At 73.3% G+C, this 17,676-nt stretch carries 14 protein-coding genes; 12 read left to right on the top strand and 2 right to left on the bottom strand.

What is annotated here, in order from left to right; translation table 11 throughout:
• Positions 1 to 282: 282 nt before the first annotated feature.
• From AB0D67_RS27230 to AB0D67_RS27190, 9 genes are all read left to right on the top strand, one after another.
• Positions 283 to 2,136 carry a 2-oxoacid:acceptor oxidoreductase subunit alpha gene (locus AB0D67_RS27230; protein WP_362941722.1) on the top strand — a complete coding sequence of 618 codons (1,854 nt, stop codon included), beginning with the start codon at positions 283 to 285 and terminating at the stop codon, positions 2,134 to 2,136.
• A gap of 58 nt (positions 2,137 to 2,194) precedes the next feature.
• Positions 2,195 to 3,178: a 2-oxoacid:ferredoxin oxidoreductase subunit beta gene (locus AB0D67_RS27225; RefSeq protein WP_362941781.1), complete on the top strand. Its 984-nt coding sequence runs from the start codon at positions 2,195 to 2,197 to the stop codon at positions 3,176 to 3,178.
• 496 nt (positions 3,179 to 3,674) lie between these two features.
• Positions 3,675 to 4,595 (top strand): NAD(P)-dependent oxidoreductase, encoded by a 921-nt coding sequence (locus tag AB0D67_RS27220; RefSeq protein WP_362941719.1) that lies wholly within the window; start codon positions 3,675 to 3,677, stop codon positions 4,593 to 4,595.
• Positions 4,596 to 4,844: 249 nt separating this feature from the next.
• A complete protein-coding gene (locus tag AB0D67_RS27215; RefSeq protein ID WP_362941716.1) occupies positions 4,845 to 5,510 on the top strand; it encodes a polysaccharide deacetylase family protein in 666 nt (221 codons plus the stop codon).
• A gap of 235 nt (positions 5,511 to 5,745) precedes the next feature.
• Entirely contained in the window at positions 5,746 to 6,696 is a 951-nt protein-coding gene (locus AB0D67_RS27210) for a glycosyltransferase family 2 protein (protein ID WP_362941713.1), read from the top strand.
• 19 nt (positions 6,697 to 6,715) lie between these two features.
• Positions 6,716 to 7,843, top strand: coding sequence for a GNAT family N-acetyltransferase (locus AB0D67_RS27205; protein WP_362941710.1), 1,128 nt, complete (start codon positions 6,716 to 6,718; stop codon positions 7,841 to 7,843).
• Between the two features lie 137 nt (positions 7,844 to 7,980).
• Positions 7,981 to 9,387, top strand: a complete 1,407-nt coding sequence (locus tag AB0D67_RS27200) for a nucleotide sugar dehydrogenase (RefSeq protein WP_362941707.1) — start codon at positions 7,981 to 7,983, stop codon at positions 9,385 to 9,387.
• Entirely contained in the window at positions 9,377 to 10,573 is a 1,197-nt protein-coding gene (locus AB0D67_RS27195) for a glycosyltransferase family 4 protein (RefSeq protein WP_362941703.1), read from the top strand. The genes AB0D67_RS27200 and AB0D67_RS27195 overlap by 11 nt, the downstream gene beginning before the upstream one ends.
• A 176-nt stretch (positions 10,574 to 10,749) precedes the next feature.
• The gene (locus AB0D67_RS27190; RefSeq protein ID WP_362941698.1) at positions 10,750 to 11,517 is read left to right on the top strand and encodes a class I SAM-dependent methyltransferase; all 768 of its coding nucleotides are present in this window, start codon (positions 10,750 to 10,752) and stop codon (positions 11,515 to 11,517) included.
• Positions 11,518 to 11,632: 115 nt separating this feature from the next.
• Here the strand turns inward: AB0D67_RS27190 and AB0D67_RS27185 are convergent, their stop codons facing one another.
• Entirely contained in the window at positions 11,633 to 12,463 is an 831-nt protein-coding gene (locus AB0D67_RS27185) for a glycosyltransferase (protein ID WP_362941695.1), read from the bottom strand.
• A gap of 220 nt (positions 12,464 to 12,683) precedes the next feature.
• Between AB0D67_RS27185 and AB0D67_RS27180 the strand changes: the two genes are divergently transcribed.
• The 3 genes from AB0D67_RS27180 to AB0D67_RS27170 all read left to right on the top strand — a co-directional run bounded on the left by AB0D67_RS27180 (position 12,684) and on the right by AB0D67_RS27170 (position 16,657).
• Entirely contained in the window at positions 12,684 to 13,247 is a 564-nt protein-coding gene (locus AB0D67_RS27180) for a dTDP-4-dehydrorhamnose 3,5-epimerase family protein (protein ID WP_362941690.1), read from the top strand.
• Positions 13,244 to 14,176 (top strand): hypothetical protein, encoded by a 933-nt coding sequence (locus AB0D67_RS27175; protein WP_362941685.1) that lies wholly within the window; start codon positions 13,244 to 13,246, stop codon positions 14,174 to 14,176. Before AB0D67_RS27180 ends, AB0D67_RS27175 begins: the two co-directional genes overlap by 4 nt.
• Positions 14,177 to 14,497: 321 nt before the next feature.
• Entirely contained in the window at positions 14,498 to 16,657 is a 2,160-nt protein-coding gene (locus AB0D67_RS27170) for a DUF4082 domain-containing protein (protein ID WP_362941680.1), read from the top strand.
• Between the two features lie 70 nt (positions 16,658 to 16,727).
• On the opposite strand, the gene AB0D67_RS27165 is transcribed toward AB0D67_RS27170, so the two are convergent.
• Positions 16,728 to 17,666, bottom strand: a complete 939-nt coding sequence (locus tag AB0D67_RS27165) for a LysR substrate-binding domain-containing protein (protein WP_362941675.1) — start codon at positions 17,664 to 17,666, stop codon at positions 16,728 to 16,730.
• Positions 17,667 to 17,676 lie beyond the last annotated feature (10 nt).

Below are 17,676 nucleotides of genomic sequence, written 5' to 3'. Positions count from 1 at the left end.
GATCGTGACCACAACCGTCCTCTTCGGCCGCCTGCACGTCGACCTGTGCCGGATCACCGCCGGGCTGTGTCGGGGTCGCTCGCGGTCGTGACCGTCCCCCAGGCCCTTCACGACCCCCTCCGAAGCCCGACTCCGCGACCCGCAGAGGACGTGTGACGCGAGCACGCGTCTTTCCGCCGTGCGGGACGCGGAACACCCGAAGCGTGACCCCGAGGGATCTAGCATGGAAAGAAGAACGTGCCACCAGCGACGGCGCCCCACCGCGTCGAGGAGGACTGAGCTGTGACCAAGCAGGTTCAGCAACTCGACCGCGTGATCATACGCTTCGCCGGAGACTCCGGCGACGGCATGCAGCTCACCGGTGATCGCTTCACGGCCGGGACCGCGGAGTTCGGCAACGACCTGTCGACCCTGCCCAACTTCCCCGCCGAGATCCGCGCCCCCGCAGGGACCCTGCCGGGCGTGTCGAGTTTCCAGCTTCACTTCGCCGACCACGACATCCTCACCCCCGGCGACGCGCCGAACGTCCTGGTCGCGATGAACCCCGCGGCACTGAAGGCCAACCTGCCCGACCTGCCGCGCGGCGGCGACATCATCGCCAACACCGACGAGTTCACCAAGCGCAACCTCCAGAAGGTCGGCTACACCGCCAGCCCGCTGGAGGACGACTCGCTGGCCGAGTGGCGGGTGCACGCGGTGCCGCTGACGTCCCTGACGGTCAAGGCCCTGGAGGGCTTCGACCTGTCCAAGAAGGACGCCGAGCGTTCCAAGAACATGTTCGCCCTGGGCCTGCTGAGCTGGCTGTACCACCGGCCGACCGAGGCGACGATCCAGTTCCTGGAGACCAAGTTCGCCAAGAAGCCCGACATCGCCAAGGCCAACATCGCGGCCTTCCAGGCGGGCTGGAACTACGGAGAGACCACCGAGTCGTTCTCGGTGTCCTACGAGGTCAAGCCGGCCAAGCTGGCCCCGGGCGTCTACCGCAACATCTCCGGCAACCAGGCCCTGGCCTACGGCCTGATCGCCGCCTCGGTGCAGGCGAGGCTGCCGCTGTTCCTCGGCTCGTACCCGATCACGCCGGCCAGCGACATCCTGCACGAGCTGTCGAAGCACAAGCGGTTCGGCATCCGCACCTTCCAGGCCGAGGACGAGATCGCCGGCGTCGGCGCCGCGCTCGGGGCGGCGTTCGGCGGCGCCCTGGGCGTGACCACCACCTCCGGGCCCGGCGTGGCGCTGAAGGCCGAGACCGTCGGCCTGGCGGTGACCACGGAGCTGCCGCTGATCGTGGTCGACGTGCAGCGGGCCGGCCCGTCCACCGGCATGCCGACCAAGACCGAGCAGACCGACCTGCTGATGGCGATGTACGGCCGCAACGGCGAGTCGCCGGTGCCGATCGTGGCGCCGGCCACCCCGTCCGACTGCTTCGACGCGGCCGTCGAGGCCGCCCGGATCGCGGTGAAGTACCGCACCCCGGTCATGCTGCTGTCGGACGGTTACCTCGCCAACGGCTCCGAGCCGTGGAAGGTGCCGAGCGCGGCGGAGCTGCCCGACATCTCCGTCGACTTCGCCACCGCGCCGAACGGCGAGGACGGCACGACGTTCCTGCCCTTCGCCCGTGACCCGGAGACCCTGGCCCGCCCGTGGGCGATCCCGGGCACCGCGGGGCTGGAGCACCGGATCGGCGGCATCGAGAAGGCCGACGGCACCGGCAACATCTCCTACGACCCGAACAACCACGACAAGATGGTCCGGCTGCGCCAGGCCAAGATCGACGGCATCGCCGCCGACATCCCGCCGCTGGAGGTCGACGACCCCGACGGTGACGCCCGGGTCCTGGTGCTGGGCTGGGGCTCCACCTACGGCCCGATCGCCGCGGCGGTGCGGCGGATCAGGAGGGCCGGCGGCAAGGTCGCCCAGGCCCACCTGCGCCACCTCAACCCGCTGCCCGCCAACACCGGCGAGGTGCTGCGCGCCTATGACAGGGTGCTGCTGCCGGAGATCAACCTCGGCCAGCTGGCGCTGCTGCTGCGCGCCCGCTTCCTGGTCGACATCATCAGCTACAACCGCGTGCGCGGACTCCCGTTCAAGGCCGAGGAGCTGGCGAGCGTGATCCAGGATGTGATCGACAGTGAGTGACCTCATCACCAACGGCAGGGGCCTGTCCCTCGTCCCCAAGTCCGACGTGGCGCAGGGCATGAAGGACTTCAAATCCGACCAGGAGGTCCGCTGGTGCCCCGGCTGCGGCGACTACGCCATCCTCGCCGCGGTCCAGTCCTTCGTGCCGGAGCTGGGCCTCAAGCGCGAGAACATGGTGTTCGTCTCGGGCATCGGCTGCTCGTCGCGGTTCCCGTACTACATGAACACCTACGGGTTCCACTCGATCCACGGCCGCGCCCCGGCGATCGCCACCGGTCTGGCCGCCTCCCGCCCGGACCTCAGCGTGTGGGTGATCACCGGTGACGGCGACTCGCTGTCCATCGGCGGCAACCACCTGATCCACGCGCTGCGCCGCAACGTCAACCTCAACATCCTGCTGTTCAACAACCGGATCTACGGGCTGACCAAGGGCCAGTACTCCCCGACCTCCGAGGTCGGCAAGGTCACCAAGTCCACGCCGATGGGGTCGCTGGACAAGCCGTTCAACCCGGTGTCGCTGGCGCTCGGCGCGGAGGCGTCGTTCGTGGCCCGCACCCTCGACTCCGACCGCAAGCACCTGCAGTCGGTGCTGCGCCAGGCCGCCGAGCACCGCGGCACCTCCCTGGTGGAGATCTACCAGAACTGCAACATCTTCAACGACGGCGCCTTCGAGCAGCTCAAGGACCCGGCGCAGCGCGACGACATCACGCTGCGGCTGGAGCACGGGCAGCCGATCGTCTCGGCCACCAAGGCGGTCCGCCGTTCGGCCGACGGCGGCATCGAGGTCGTCGCCCGCTCGGAGGTGCGCGAGGAGGAGATCCTCGTGCACGACGCCCACCGCGCCGACCCCTCGCTGGCCTTCGCGCTGTCGCGGCTGGACGAGCCGGCGTTCGAGCACGTGCCGGTCGGCGTGTTCCGCAGCGTCGACCGCCCGAGCTACGACGAGCTGATGAGCTCGCAGCTGGAGGAGGCCACCGCCCAGGGCGGCCCCGGCGATCTGGATGAGCTGCTGCTCGCCGGGGACACCTGGCGCATCGGCTGACCGCGTCCGGCGCGGAGGAGCCGCCGAGGGCGGCTCCGGAGCCCGGGGCCGGCGGAAGGCCGGCGGAAGAAGGCACAACCACGGGGCCGCTCCCATGCGGGGGCGGCCCCGTGGCTTTTCTCATTGAAGAAACAGGGAGAACTTCCCGATACATCAGTTACCCGGTACATCGCCGGGTCCGTTGCGGTATGAAACGCGTGTGCCCCTCCGAGGCCCGGCCGGAGCGTCCGGCGGCGCCGTCATCGACCCCTGGGAGACACCCATGCCGACCGTCCCGGAATCCGAACGGCCGAGCGCGCCCGGGTATGAGGGCCCCGGCGGTTCCACGGACTCCGGGGGCCTCCCGGGCTCCGAGCACCCCGGCGGCTCCGGGGGCTCCCCGGGCTCCGGAGGCTTCACGGGTTCCGGGGATTTCACGGGCTCCGGTGCCTTCGCGGGCTCCGAAGGTCCGGGAGGCTCCGGGTCCTCCGGGTCCTCCGGCTGGCACGATCGCCGCGTGCTGGTGACGGGCGCCACCGGGTTCATCGGGACCCGCCTGGTGGAACGCCTGGCCGCCCTCGGCGCGCAGGTGCACGCGGTCAGCCGCAGACCCGGCCGGACGGCCGGGCACGGCCGGACCTGGCACGTCGCCGACGTCGGCGACACCGAGGAGGCCGGGGCGCTGGTCCGCTCCGTCCGGCCCGACGTCGTCTTCCACCTCGCCAGCGAGGTCGCCGGAGCCCGCGACCCCCGGCTCGTCCCGACGATGCTCCGCTCCAACCTGGCGAGCGTGGTCAACCTGCTGACCGCGGTCGCCGAGGACCCCGGGGCGCGGGTGGTGCTGGCCGGGTCGGTGGAGGAGCTCCGCCCGGACGAGGGCGACGCCGTGCCGTCCTCCCCCTACGCGGCCGCGAAGTCGGCCGCGCGCGGCTACGCCCTGATGTTCCACCGCCTGTGGGACGTCCCCGTGACGAACCTGCGCGTCGCGATGGTCTACGGCCAGGGCGAGCGGAACCTCGCCCGGCTGGTGCCGTACATGGCGTTGTCGCTGCTGCGGGGGCGGGAGCCGGCCCTGAGCAGCGGCAAGCGCGAGATCGACTGGATCCACGTGGACGACGTCGTCGAGGCGTTCATGGCCGCCGCCGCGACCCCGGAGGCGGCCGGCCGGAGCCTGGACGTCGGCTCGGGCACGAGGACGACCATCCGCGACACCGCCGAACTGCTGGTCCGGATCACCGGCGGCGTGGCGCGTCCCCGCTACGGCGCGCTCCCCGACCGGCCGCTGGACGGCGCCCGGATCGCCGACATCGGCCCCACCGCCGACGTGCTCGGCTGGCGGCCCGTCATCGGGCTGGAGGACGGCCTGCGCCGTACCGTCGCCTGGTACGCCGACCGGTTGCGGGCCGGCGAGTTCCAGGACACGCCGGGTCCGTCCTGATCCACCGGCTCGTTCCGGGGGTCCACCGGCCCGCCCGGCGGCCGGCCGCCGTATGACGGCCGACGCCGTACGGCGACCGCGGTCGCCCGGTCCGCCTCGGCCGTGTCGGCCCGGTGCCCGGCCGGTCCCGCGTCCGCCGTCTGTAACGGGGAACGCGGGCGGCCCCGATATCCCGGACGGAGCCGGAAGACCGCACACCGCCCCGCCGTCCGGTGTGGCCGGGGACCCCGGCCGGAGAAGGGGACGCTGGTGGAGTCGGTCGTCAACCTCACGGTCCACGGCGTCGGCCCGGCCGTCCGCCCGCTCGACGAGGGCGAGGACGAGACCTGGGTGGATGTGGAACGGTTCGAGCGGGTGCTCGACGCCGTGGCGGGCCGTCCCGACGTCCGCATCACCTTCGACGACGGCAACGCCTCCGACGTGGAGATCGCCCTCCCCCGGCTGCTCGAACGCGGCCTGACCGCGGAGTTCTTCGTGCTGGCCGGGCTCCTGGGCGAACCGGGCAGGCTGGACGCCGACGGGGTCCGCGAGCTCGCCGCGGCGGGCATGCGGATCGGCTCGCACGGCTGGGCCCACCGCGACTGGCGGCGGCTGGACGCCGGCCGGGCGCGGGAGGAGATCGACGGCGCGAACCGCCTGCTCGGTGAGCTGGTGGGCGGGCCGGTGACGAGGGTGGCCATCCCGTTCGGGTCCTACGACCGCCGGGTGCTCGGCATGCTGAGACGAGCCGGGGTGACCCGCGCCTACACCAGCGACGGGGGGCGGGCCCGCCCGGGTTCCTGGCTCCAGGCACGCAACAGCCTGCGGCACGACATCGACCCGGGCTGGGCGTCCCGTGTCGTGGACGGCACCCCGCCGCTGCCGCTGCGCGCCCGCAGGGCGGTCGCCCGGGTGGTAAAGCGGGTCCGCGGCTGACCGGCGCCCGGCGGCACCGGCCACACCGGTCACACCGGCCACGCGGAGCCTCACCACGACCCCCGGCGTCCGGCGGCACCGGCCGCACAGAACCTCATCACGACCCCCGGCGTCCGGCGGCACCGGTCACACGGAGCCTCATCACGACCCCGGCGTCCTCCGGATCTCACGGGCGGGTTCCAGCGCCTTTTTGGAACGCGGTAACGGCGTCCCGCTGCGGCGCGATGAGCCGTACATGACGTCTGGTGCCCCCAGGATCGCCGTGGTGGTCGTCACCTACAACAGCGCGGAGGTCCTCCCGGGCTGCCTGCGCTCCCTCGCCGAGGGCGCGCGCGGGACGAACCTCGCGCGCGTCGTCGTGGCCGACAACGCCTCCCGGGACGACTCGCTGCGGATCGCCGGGGAGGCGACGGACCTGCCGATCCGGACCGTCCAGCTCGGCCGCAACGCCGGGTACGCCGCGGCGGTCAACGCCGGGGTCGCGGAGCTCGCGGAGCCCGCGGAGCCCGCGGAGCTCGACCTCGCCGCGCTCGACGCGGTGCTGGTGGTCAACCCCGACTGCCGGCTGCGGCCGGGCTCGCTGGCCCCCCTCGCCGAGGCCCTCCGGCGGCCCGGGTGCGGCATCGCCGTACCGCGGCTGGTGAACCCGGACGGCAGCCTGCAGCCCTCGCTGCGCCGTACCCCGACCGTACGGCGGGCGCTGGCCGAGGCGGTGATCGGCGGCGGCCTCGCGGGCCGGATCGGCACCCTGGGGGAGCTGGTCACCGACCCCGCGGAGTACGAGCGGGCCGGTCCGGCCGCGTGGGCGACGGGCGCGGCCATGCTCGTCTCCACCGACCTCATCCGGGAGATCGGCCCGTGGGACGAGTCGTTCCTCCTCTACAGCGAGGAGACCGAGTTCGCGCTGCGCGCCGCGGACCGCGGATGGACGCTGTGGTACGAACCGTCGTCGGTGTTCGAGCACATCGGCGGCGACTCCGGCGTCAACCCCACCCTGGCCGCGCTGCTCACCGTCAACCGGGTGCGGCTGTTCCGGCGGCGCCGGGGCCCTGCCGCCGGATCCCTCTTCTTCACCGTGGTCGTCCTCGGCGAGGCGGTCCGCGCGCTCGCCGGTCGCCGTACGGCGCGGGCGTCGGTCATGGCGCTGCTGCTGCCGTCACGCCGGCTCCGCAAGCTCGCCGACTGACCGGCGACGGGAGACCACGATGACCATGCCCTCGGACGCGGCGCCGCCCGCGCGAACCGTCCAGGCCGCTCAGGCCGCTCAGGCCGTTCGGACCGTCCGGACGGTGGGCTTCGACGCGCTCACCGCCGAGGAGCTCGACGCCTGGCATTCGCTGCGGGCGGCCAACCCGCTGCTGGACAGCCCCTACTTCCACCCGGGCTTCACCGCCGCCGTGCACGCGAGCGGCTTCGAGGTGCGGGTCGCCGTCGGCCGGGACGGCGGCGGCACGGTCCGCGCCCTGCTGCCCCACCACCGCGAGGGGTCGCTGGCCAGGCCCGTGGGCTGGCCGGGCGCCGACTTCCAGGGGCCGGTGCTCGCGGCCGGGTCGTCCTTCCCTCCTTCGGCCCTGCTCACCGGCGGGGTGCGCGGCTTCTCGTTCGACCACCTCGTGGAGAGCTGCCCGGACTTCGCCCCGTGGGTGGAGTCGCGGCGGGCGTCGCCGTACATCGACGTCACCGGGGGGCTGGAGGGGTATCTGGGCCGGGCCTCGCGCAGCGGCCGGGACAACATGGCGCAGGCGCGGCGCCGCGCGAGGCGGGCCGAGCGGGACCACGGCGCGGTGCGCTTCACCGCCGACGCGGCCGACCCGGAGATCCTCGGGCGGGTGGTGGCGCTGAAGCGGGCGCAGTACGCCGCCACCGGCGTCCGCGACCACTTCGCCGAGCCGGGCCGCCGCGAGCTGCTGGAGCGGCTGCTGCGGGTGCGGGGCCCCTCGTTCGGCGGGATCCTGTCCGCGGTGCACGCGGGTCCGCACCTGATCGCCGCGCATTTCGGGATCCGCTCGGGAAACGTGCTGCACTGGTGGTTCCCCGTCTACGATCCGGCCTTCGCGGGCCTCGCCCCCGGGTGGATCCTGCTGCGTGAGATCGCCGCCGCCGCCCCGTCCCTCGGCATCACCCGCGTCGACCTCGGACGGGGGGACGACGAGTACAAGCGGCGGGCCAAGACCGGTGAGACGGCGGTGTGCCAGGGGCTGGTGACCCGGAGCGCGGCCCGGCGGGCGCTGCGGCGGGCGCGCGACTCGGCGGTGGCCGCGGCGAAGGCGTCTCCCCTGGGTCCTGGGTTACAAAATATGACCCGAAAAATCCGCACATTAATGAGAAATTAATGCCATAAGAGCCAGAGCTTCCATTTTTCACTTCGTAACGCTCGCAGAAAATCACCTGATCAAAGAACGAGCAGTGCGGGGCGCGGAAAACGCCTCCCGCCCGCGGACGGCGGACGACCCCATGGAGGCGGTCCCCAGTGAGAATCAGCGTTTTCGGGCTCGGTTACGTCGGCTGCGTCTCCGCCGCCTGCCTCGCCTCCGCCGGGCACGAGGTGGTCGGCGTCGACGTCAACCCGTCGAAGGTCGACCTGGTCGCCCGCGGCCTGGCCCCGGTCGTCGAGGAGCGCATCGGCGAGCTGACCGCGGAGGCCGTGCGGAGCGGCGCGCTGCGGGCCACGGCCGACGTCGCGGAGGCGGTCGGCGCGACCGACGTCTCGCTGGTCTGCGTGGGCACGCCGTCCGCACCGAACGGCAGCCTGTCCACCGCCTACCTGGAGCGGGTCGCCGAGCAGATCGGCCGCGCGCTGACCGCCAAGGCACCCGTCACCGGGACACCGGCCGATGCAGGGGCACCCGCCGGGACGCCCGCCACCCGAACGTCGGCGGCTGGAACCCCCGTGGACGGAGCCGGGCGGCACACCGTCGTCTTCCGCAGCACCATGCTCCCCGGCACCTGCGAGGACCTGCTGGTCCCGATCCTGGAGCGGGAGTCCGGCCTGGTCGCCGGGACCGGCTTCGGTGTGGCGGTCAACCCGGAGTTCCTCCGCGAGGGCACCAGCGTGCGCGACTTCTTCGACCCGCCCAAGACCGTCATCGGCGAACTCGACCGCGCGAGCGGCGACGTGGTGGCCGCGCTCTACGAGGGGCTGCCGGGCGAGGTGTTCCGGGTGCCGATCACGGTGGCCGAGATGACGAAGTACACCGACAACGCCTTCCACGGCCTGAAGATCAGTTTCGCGAACGAGATCGGCGCGATCTGCCAGGCGCTCGGGCTCGACTCCCACCGGGTGATGGACGTCTTCCTCGCCGACCGCAAGCTCAACGTCAGCCCGGCCTACCTGCGGCCGGGCTTCGCCTTCGGCGGCTCGTGCCTGCCCAAGGACCTGCGGGGCCTGGTGTACGCGGCCCGGCGGGCCGACGTCTCGGTGCCGCTGCTGGCGCACGTCCTGCCGTCCAACGAGGACCACCTGCGCCGCGCCTTCGAGCTGGTCACCGCCGCGGGCGGCCGCCGGGTCGGGCTGTTCGGGCTGTCGTTCAAGCCGGGCACCGACGACCTGCGGGAGAGCCCCATGGTCGAGCTGGCCGAACGGCTCCTGGGCAAGGGCTACGACCTGCGCATCTACGACGCCAACGTCTCCCTGTCACGACTGATGGGGGCCAACCGCGACTACATCGCCAGCAGGCTGCCGCACCTGGGCGACCTGCTGAGCGGCTCCGCGGACGAGGTGCTCGCGCACGCCGACGTCTGCGTCGTCGGCTGCAAGGACCCCGCCGTGCTGGACGCGCTGGCCGGAGCAGGAGACCGCGCGATCATCGACCTCGTCCGCCTCCCCGACGCCGCCGCGCGCCGGGCACACCCTGGATACGTGGGCCTTGGCTGGTAGGAAAGCACTCATCCTCGTCGAGAACCTCTCCGTGCCGTTCGACCGCCGGGTCTGGCAGGAGAGCACCGCGCTGCGCGACGCCGGCTGGGAGGTGCACGTCATCTGCCCGCGGGGCACGAAACGGGACACCGAGCCGTACGCCGAGGTGGAGGGGGTGCGCATCCACCGCTACCCGCTGCGGGCCGCGACCGGCGGCCCGCTCGGCTACCTGCGGGAGTACGGCACGGCGCTGTGGCACACCTTCCGGCTGGCCCGGCGGGTCGGGCCTGTGCACGTCGTGCACGCCTGCAACCCGCCCGACCTGCTGTTCCTGGTGGCGCTGGCGATGCGGCGGCGCGACGCCCGGTTCGTCTTCGACCAGCACGACCTGGTGCCCGAGCTGTACCTGTCGCGCTTCGGCCGCGGCGAGGACCTCCTCTACCGGGCCGTCCGCCTCCTGGAACGGCTCACCTACCGCGCTGCCGACGTGGTCATCGCGACCAACGAGAGCTACCGCGACGTCGCGATCCGGCGGGGCGGGAAACGGCCGGACCGGGTGTTCGTGGTGCGCAGCGCCCCGATGGTCGAGCGGTTCCACCAGGTGCCCGTCGAGGAGGGGCTCAAGCGGGGCAAACCGTACCTGCTGTGCTACCTCGGGGTGATGGGCCCGCAGGACGGGGTGGACTACGCGCTGCGGTCGCTGGCCCGGCTCCGCGACGAGCTGGGCCGTACGGACTGGCACGCGGTGTTCGTCGGCGCGGGCGACACCTTCGACGACATGGTGGCCCTCTCCCGCGAGCTGGGCCTGGCCGGCCAGGTGGAGTTCACCGGCCGGATCCCCGACGACGACCTGCTGCGCTACCTGTCCGCCGCCGACGTCTGCCTGGCGCCCGACCCGCTCAACCCGCTCAACGACGTGTCGACCATGAACAAGATCATGGAGTACATGGCGATGGCCCGCCCGGTCGTCTCCTTCGACCTGCGGGAGGCGAGGGTATCGGCCGGGGACGCCGCGCTGTACGCGCCGGCCAATGACGAGTCGGCGTTCGCCAAGCTCGTCGCCCGCCTGCTCGACGACCCGGAGGAGCGGCGGCGGATGGGCGAGATCGGCCGGGCCCGGGTCGCCGGGCCGCTGTCCTGGGAGCACTCCCGGGCGGCGCTGCTGGCCGCCTACGAGGCCGCCCGTCCCCGGCGCGCGGGGTCGTGACCTCCGGGCTCCGGGCTCCGGACGGAGGAGGACGTCGCGTCCGGGAAGCCCCGGCGCGGGATCCGCACCGCGGGACGCCGGCACCGGGCCCGTGTTGAGAGATCCCGGCACGGGACCCGCTTCGGAGAACCCCGGCGCCGGATCCGTACCGGCATGACGACGAAGGAGTGGTCATCGTGAGCGTGCTCGTCGAGACCGTCGTGTCCACCGAGGCCGCCCCCGTCGCGGAGGCCGTCGCCGACGCGGCGGCGGCGGTGGCGGGCGCCCTGCTGGGCGGGTTCGGACGGGCCCACCGGTGGCTCCGCCGCGCCGCGGGGCGGCTGCTCTTCGAACGCCGGTACGGCGTGCGGACCGCCGAGGTCGTGAGCCTGGAGGACTTCGGGCTGGCCCGCGACGACCGGGTCTACTACTCGGCGGCGAACTGGCGGACGCTGCGCCGGGCGCTGCCCGGGGACGAGGTCGGCGAGCGCGACGTGTTCGTCGACCTGGGGTCCGGCATGGGCCGCATGGTGCTGGAGGCCGCCTCCCGCTACCGGTTCGGGAAGGTGATCGGCGTCGAGCTGTCGGAGCAGCTCAACGACATCGCCCGGCGGAACCTCTCGAGCACCCGTCTGCGCCTGCGCTGCCGGGACGTCGAGCTGGTCCGGTCGGACGTGCTCGACTACCGGATCCCCGACGACGTCAGCGTGGTGTTCCTCAACAACCCTTTCCGGGGGGAGACCTTCGAGACCGTGATCGAGCGGCTGCTCGCGAGCGTGGACCGCAGCCCGCGCCGGGTCACGGTGATCTACTTCAACCCCACGGAGGAGGAGTTCCTCCTGGGCACCGGCCGTTTCCGCCCTCTGCGCACGGTGACGCACGGGCGCGGGACCCGGCAGGAGGGCCCGTTCGGCCTGACCCGGGTCTACTCGATCACCGAGAGACCCGATGCCCCCGACGTCTGAGCCCGCCGCGGCGGGCCCGCGGAGGCCGGTCCGCCCGGCGACGGCGACCGCCGTACGGCACGGCACGGCACGCGGAACCCGGGCGGTCGCCGCGCGGCGTGGCGCGGTGCGCGGGTCAGCGGGCCGGGCGGGCGCGGCTGCCGCCGTCCGTGCCCCACTGGACCCGGCCGTCGCGGCGGGCGCGCACCCGGGTCAGCACCCGGTCCGCGAGCAGGACGGCGAGGTAGCAGGCCGCGTCGAGCGGGCTCACCCGGCGCCCCCGCACCAGGGCGGCCAGCGAGCCGAGCCTCAGGCGTCCCTCGGCCGCGGACCGGCCCAGCCCGGCGAGCTGCCGGTTGCCGAGCCGTACCCGTACCCGCCGCCTGAGGTGCGCCGCGACGGTCGGGGCGGGCCGGACGACGGTCCGGGCCTCGGGCACGGTCGCCCGCTCGTGCGGGGCGAAGCTCCCGTGCACCCAGCCGTCGTCGGAGATCACGTCCGGCATGGGGAAGACCCTGGCGTGCCCCCGCTCGGTGAGGAGGTAGGCCCCGGCCCCGGCCAGCCCGCGCAGCGGCGCGATGAGCCGGTCGTGCACCCGGTGCACGCGCCGGGCGACCGGGCCGGTCCCGGTGAGGTCCCAGTCGGGAACCGGGGCGCAGGCGAGCACCCCCGGCCGGGCCGCGGCCGCGACGAGCGCGCGCACCGCCGCGGCGTCCAGCTCGACGTCGGCGTCCAGGTAGAGACGGGGGAACGTACGGCAGGCCGCGTCACCGAGCCGCAGCGCGTGGGCCTTGCCCGGGACCGGCGTCTCCAGGACCCGCACGCCCGGCCGCCGGGCGGCTTCCGCCGTACGGTCGGAGCAGGCGTTGGCCACCACTACGACGTCGAACTCGCCGGGCGCCGAACCGTCGAGCAGCCGGGCGAGGCCGCCCGCGATGACGGCCTCCTCGTCGTGCGCCGGGACCACGATACTGACCGCCGGGGCCTCCGGACCGTGCGCCGGAGCGTCCGGATCGTGCGAACCGTGCGCCGGGGCGCCTGGGTCGCGCGAAGCGTGTGCCGAGGGGTCCGGATCGTGCGGACCGTGCGCCGGGGTGTCCGCCGTGCCCGGCGCAGGATCGTTCACCTGGTCGCTCACCGGAACGCCTCCCGACCGACCGTGAAACCGCGAAAAAGGGGATGACGCCTTGAGAGTAGAGCGAACCGCCATCGACGGGGTGCTGTTGTTCGTACCGACGCCGCACCGTGACGACCGGGGTCTGTTCACCCGGACCTTCGACACGGTCGTCGCCGAGCGGGCCGGGCTCGACCCCGCCGCGTTCGTCCAGGACAGCCAGTCGCGCTCGCGCCGGGGCACGATCCGCGGCATGCACGGCCGTTCCGGCCGGGGCGAGGCCAAGCTGGTGCGCTGCGCGCGCGGGGCCGTGCACGACGTGCTGGTGGACGCCCGCCCGCACTCGCCCACCTTCGGCGAGCGGATCTCGGTGCTGCTCGACGACGAGAGCTTCGTGACCCTCTACGTGCCGCCGGGACTGCTGCACGGGTTCCAGGCGCTGACCGGGCAGACCGACGTGTGCTACCGCATCGACCGCGAGCACGATCCGGCCGAGGACCTGTCGGTCCGCTACGACGACCCGGCGCTGGGGATCGACTGGCCGCTTCCGGTCTCCGCGATCAGTGACCGGGATCTTTCCGCGGGATCGTGGGAACGACTCCGGGACCGGCTCCGAACCCCGGAAGCGACGAGGTGAACGACGCGATGCGATGGGGCAGGCTGCTCGCCGCCGTCCCGGTGGCCGCCGTGACGCTGCTGGCCGGATGCGGTACCCCCGCGCAGACCCCTCCGGCGAGGAGCGGCCCCACCCCCGGGCCGGCCGTGTCCACCACCGGCCCCGCTCCCGGGGCCGCCGGCCGCTGCCCCGGATATCCGACGCCGGCGTGCACGGGCGTGCCGTCCGGTGTGAGGCTCCGGACCCTGGCCCTGAACGAGGACGGCGCCGCCTACCGCGTCACCAAGTCCGGGACCGTCCTCGACGGCGTGCACATCCCCGGCGTGCTGCTCGTCCACGCCGACGACGTCACCGTCAGGAACAGCCGGATCGACGGATACGTCGTCAACGCCGACGGTGACAAGACCTTCCGGTTCACGATCGCCGACTCCACGGTCGGACCGGCCTCCGGCTGCCAGACCCTGCCCGGCATCGGCCAGGACAAGTACACCGCCCTGCGCGTCCACGTCCGCGGCCACGGCGACGGCTTCCGCGCCTCCGGCGACGACGTCACCATCCGCGACTCCTACGTCGACCTCTGCTCCAACCCCGGCGACCACTCCGACGGCATCCAGACCTACAACACCGGAAAGAACCTCACCTTCCACCACAACACCGTCGACCAACGCCACGCCAAAGACATCACCGCACCCATCTTCCTCACCGACGACCAGATCATGAACGCCACCGTCACCGACAACCTCATCATGGGCGGCACCTACAGCATCCAGTTGAGGAACGGGCGCGGGAAAATGGTCATGCGGGACAACAAGCTGGTCGACAGGTCGTGGGTCTACGGGCCCGTCGACTCGGAATGCGCGAAGATCGACTGGTCGGGAAACTCGCTGGTGACGATCGACGAGCAGTACCGCGTCACCTCGACCGTCGGCCCGCTGCCCTGCGCGGGCTGACCCGGCGGGGAAGGCGGGGCGCCGCCCCGGACCCGGACGCTCCGGCGCCGGGGGCCGGCGCGATGATCGGAAAATCGCGCGAAATGTTCACCTTTTCCGGCGCCGTTTTCGATGTCGTTTCCGGTTCCATTTCCGGCCTGTCGGATAACCGTTCGCCGGGCCGTCCGCATGGCCGCTCACCGAGCATCCCCGGACCGTTCGCAGACCAATACTCGTGAAAACGGTGCGTATCTGTGACCCCAGCCGCAACAATGTCCCCTGTGCGAGGACCAAGCGGACACATCATCGAGCCGGGCGAGAACCGGCGCGGAGGTCACAGGAATGTCCAGTACGAGCTCCCCGCGGCACGAGGGGAATAGCGAGAGCGCACCACCCGCACCATCCCGGCGGCGACCGCCGGTTCTGACGACGGCGCTGGTCGCCGTCCTCGCGGCGGCGACCGGCCCGGCCGTATGGGCCCTCACCCGCGACGGCGTCGCCTTCCGGGAGGCGGCCGCCGGACGTCCCGCCCCCGCCGTCTTCACCCCGGTCCCCGGCGACGCCTCCGATCCCGGCGCGTCCGGCTCCGGCGACGCGGACTCCCGCGCGTCCGGCTCCGGGACCTCCGGCACCGGCACCGGCTCCGATTCCGGCTCCGGCTCCGGCTCCGGCGCGAAGGAGACGAGTCTGTGGCGGCCGGACGCCCCGGTGCGGGCCGGGACGCACGCCGACCGCTCACCCGTCGAGCTCGGGACGCGCTTCACCGCGGCCCGCGGCGGCTGGGCGACGGGCGTGCGGTTCTACAAGGCCCGGGGCGAGCAGGGCGAGCACACCGGAAGCCTGTGGGACGCCCGCGGGCAGCGACTGGCACGGGTCACCTTCGACGACGAGACCGCGACGGGCTGGCAGGAGGCCCGCTTCGCCTCACCGGTACGGCTGGCCGCCGGGCGGACGTACACGGTCTCCTACCACAGCGTCCACGGCACCTACGTGGGCACCGCTGGCTCCCGCCCGGCCCGCTCCGGCCCGCTGGCCACGACGCGGCGCGACGCGGGCGTGTTCGGGTACGGCTCCAGCGCCTTCCCCCGGCGGTCGAACCCGAAGCGGTACAACTACTGGGTGGACGTCGTCTTCCGCTGGCGTCCCCAGACCGGGGAGCAGCGGGACACCGGGTCGTCCACCCCCCGGCCCTTCCCCGGGAAGACGACCCCGGCGCCGGACCGGGGAGGCTGGGAGGACAGGGGCTACTGGCCGGACCAGATCCCGTGGGACGGCGAGACCGCGTGGCCCGGAGACGACCCGTGGCCCGGCGGGAGCCCGGGACCGGACGAGGGCCGGGGTCCGGACGACGCCCGGCGCTCCGGCGGTGACCGGTGGCCCGGCGGGAGCCCGGCACCGGACGACGCCCGGCGCTCCGGTGGCGACCGGTGGCCGGGTGAGGGCCGGGGTCCGGGCAGAGGCCGGTGGCCGGGCAAGGACCGGTGGCCGGGCGTCACGCCCTCCCCGTCACCCGAGCCGGACGGCACCGCCACATCCGGCCCGTCCCCCGATCCGGGCGGGAACGCCACGTCCCCTCCGGACGACGACTCCGGCTCCCCGGGCGGCAGGACCCCCCGGCCCGAGCCGACCGGCAAGGGCTCCGGCGGACCTGGCGACACGCCCGGAACAGGCGGACCCACGCCCACGTCGAAGCCGGTCCCGCCGCGCGACCCGGACCCCGTCCCCGACCCCAGGGTGTGCGCGGGGTATCCGACGCCGGCGTGCACGGGCGTGCCGTCCGGTGTGAGGCTCCGGACCCTGGCCCTGAACGAGGACGGCGCCGCCTACCGCGTCACCAAGTCCGGGACCGTCCTCGACGGCGTGCACATCCCCGGCGACCTGCTGATCAACGCCGACGACGTCACCGTCAGGAACAGCCGGATCGACGGCTTGGTGATCAACACTGAGGGGAGCCGGACCTTCCGGTTCACCATCGCCGACTCCACGGTCGGACCGGCCTCCGGCTGCCAGACCCTCCCCGGCATCGGCCAGGACAAGTACACCGCCCTGCGCGTCCACGTCCGCGGCCACGGCGACGGCTTCCGCGCCTCCGGCGACGACGTCACCATCCGCGACTCCTACGTCGACCTCTGCTCCAACCCCGGCGACCACTCCGACGGCATCCAGACCTACAACACCGGAAAAAACCTCACCTTCCACCACAACACCGTCGACCAACGCCACGCCAAAGACATCACCGCACCCATCTTCCTCACCGACGACCAGATCATGAACGCCACCGTCACCGACAACCTCATCATGGGCGGCACCTACAGCATCCAGCTCAAGAACGCCCGCGGGCAGCTGGTCGTCCGGGGCAACAGGCTCGTCGACCGCTCGTGGGTCTACGGGCCCGTCGAGGCCGACTGCGCGAAGATCGACTGGTCGGGAAACTCGCTGGTCACCATCGACCAGAACTACCGCGTCACCTCGACCGTCGCCCCGCTGCCCTGCAAGGGATGACGGCGGCCCGGCGGGTCCCGGAGCCCGCTCCGCCGTACGCACCGCCGCGGGCGGGACACGCGGAGCCGGCTCAGGACCCGCCAGGCCGCTCGACGCCGGCCCGGCGCGGACCGGCGGCGCCGGCCGCGGCGAGCAGCGCGCCGGCGAGGCCGGCGACGTGCGGCCGCGCGCGCCGGCGGTCCGTCACCGCCATGCCGACGTACCTCGTGGGACGCGGCGGCTCGACCGGTACGACGACCAGGTCCGGGAACGGGTGCAACGCCACCTCGGGGATCAGGGCGACCCCGACCCCCGCGGCGACCAGTGTCTGGGCGAAGAAGTAGTCGGTGGTGGCCGCCGCGACCCGCAGCTCGGATCCGGCGAGCGTGGCGTACCGGCGGAGGAACTCACCCGTCTTCAGGCAGCCCATCACCCACCGCTCGGCGGTCACCTCGCCCAGTTCCACCGAGGGGCGGCCGGCGAGCCGGTGTCCGGCGGGTACGACGACGGACATCGGGTCCTCCATCAGAGGCGTCCACGTGAGGCCCGACCGGTCCCCGGGCGGGATCGGAAGCGGCCCGTCGAACCGGTACGCCACCGCGATGTCGGCATGCCCTTCCCGGACCATCGGCAGGCTGTCCTCGGGCTCGCGTTCCAGCACGGTCAGCTCGACATCCGGATGGGCGGCGGTGAACCGGGCGAGGGCGGCGGGCAGCAGGTACCGGCCCCCGCTGGTGAACGTCGCGATCGTCAGGGTGACGCGCCCGCTCGTGATCCGGTCGATCTCCTCACGGGTGTGCCGCAGTTCGGCGGAGACCGTCCGGGCGGCCTCGACGAGCAGCCTGCCGGGTTCGGTGAGCACCGTCCCCCGGGTACTCCGCCGCACCACCGGCGTGCCGATCGCGCGTTCCAGCGCGGCGATCTGCTGAGAGACGGCCGACGGTGTGACCAGCAGTGCGGCGGCGGCTCCGCTGAAGCTGCCGTGCCGGGCGACCTCCTCCAGGATCCGGAGCCGCTGGAAGTCGATCAACAGTTCTCCT

Source organism: Streptosporangium sp. NPDC048047 (assembly GCF_040653115.1).
In the GTDB taxonomy this organism is placed as follows: domain Bacteria; phylum Actinomycetota; class Actinomycetes; order Streptosporangiales; family Streptosporangiaceae; genus Streptosporangium.
Note: the sequence above shows the minus strand (reverse complement) of the source record. Positions and strands in the feature narration are given on the sequence as shown.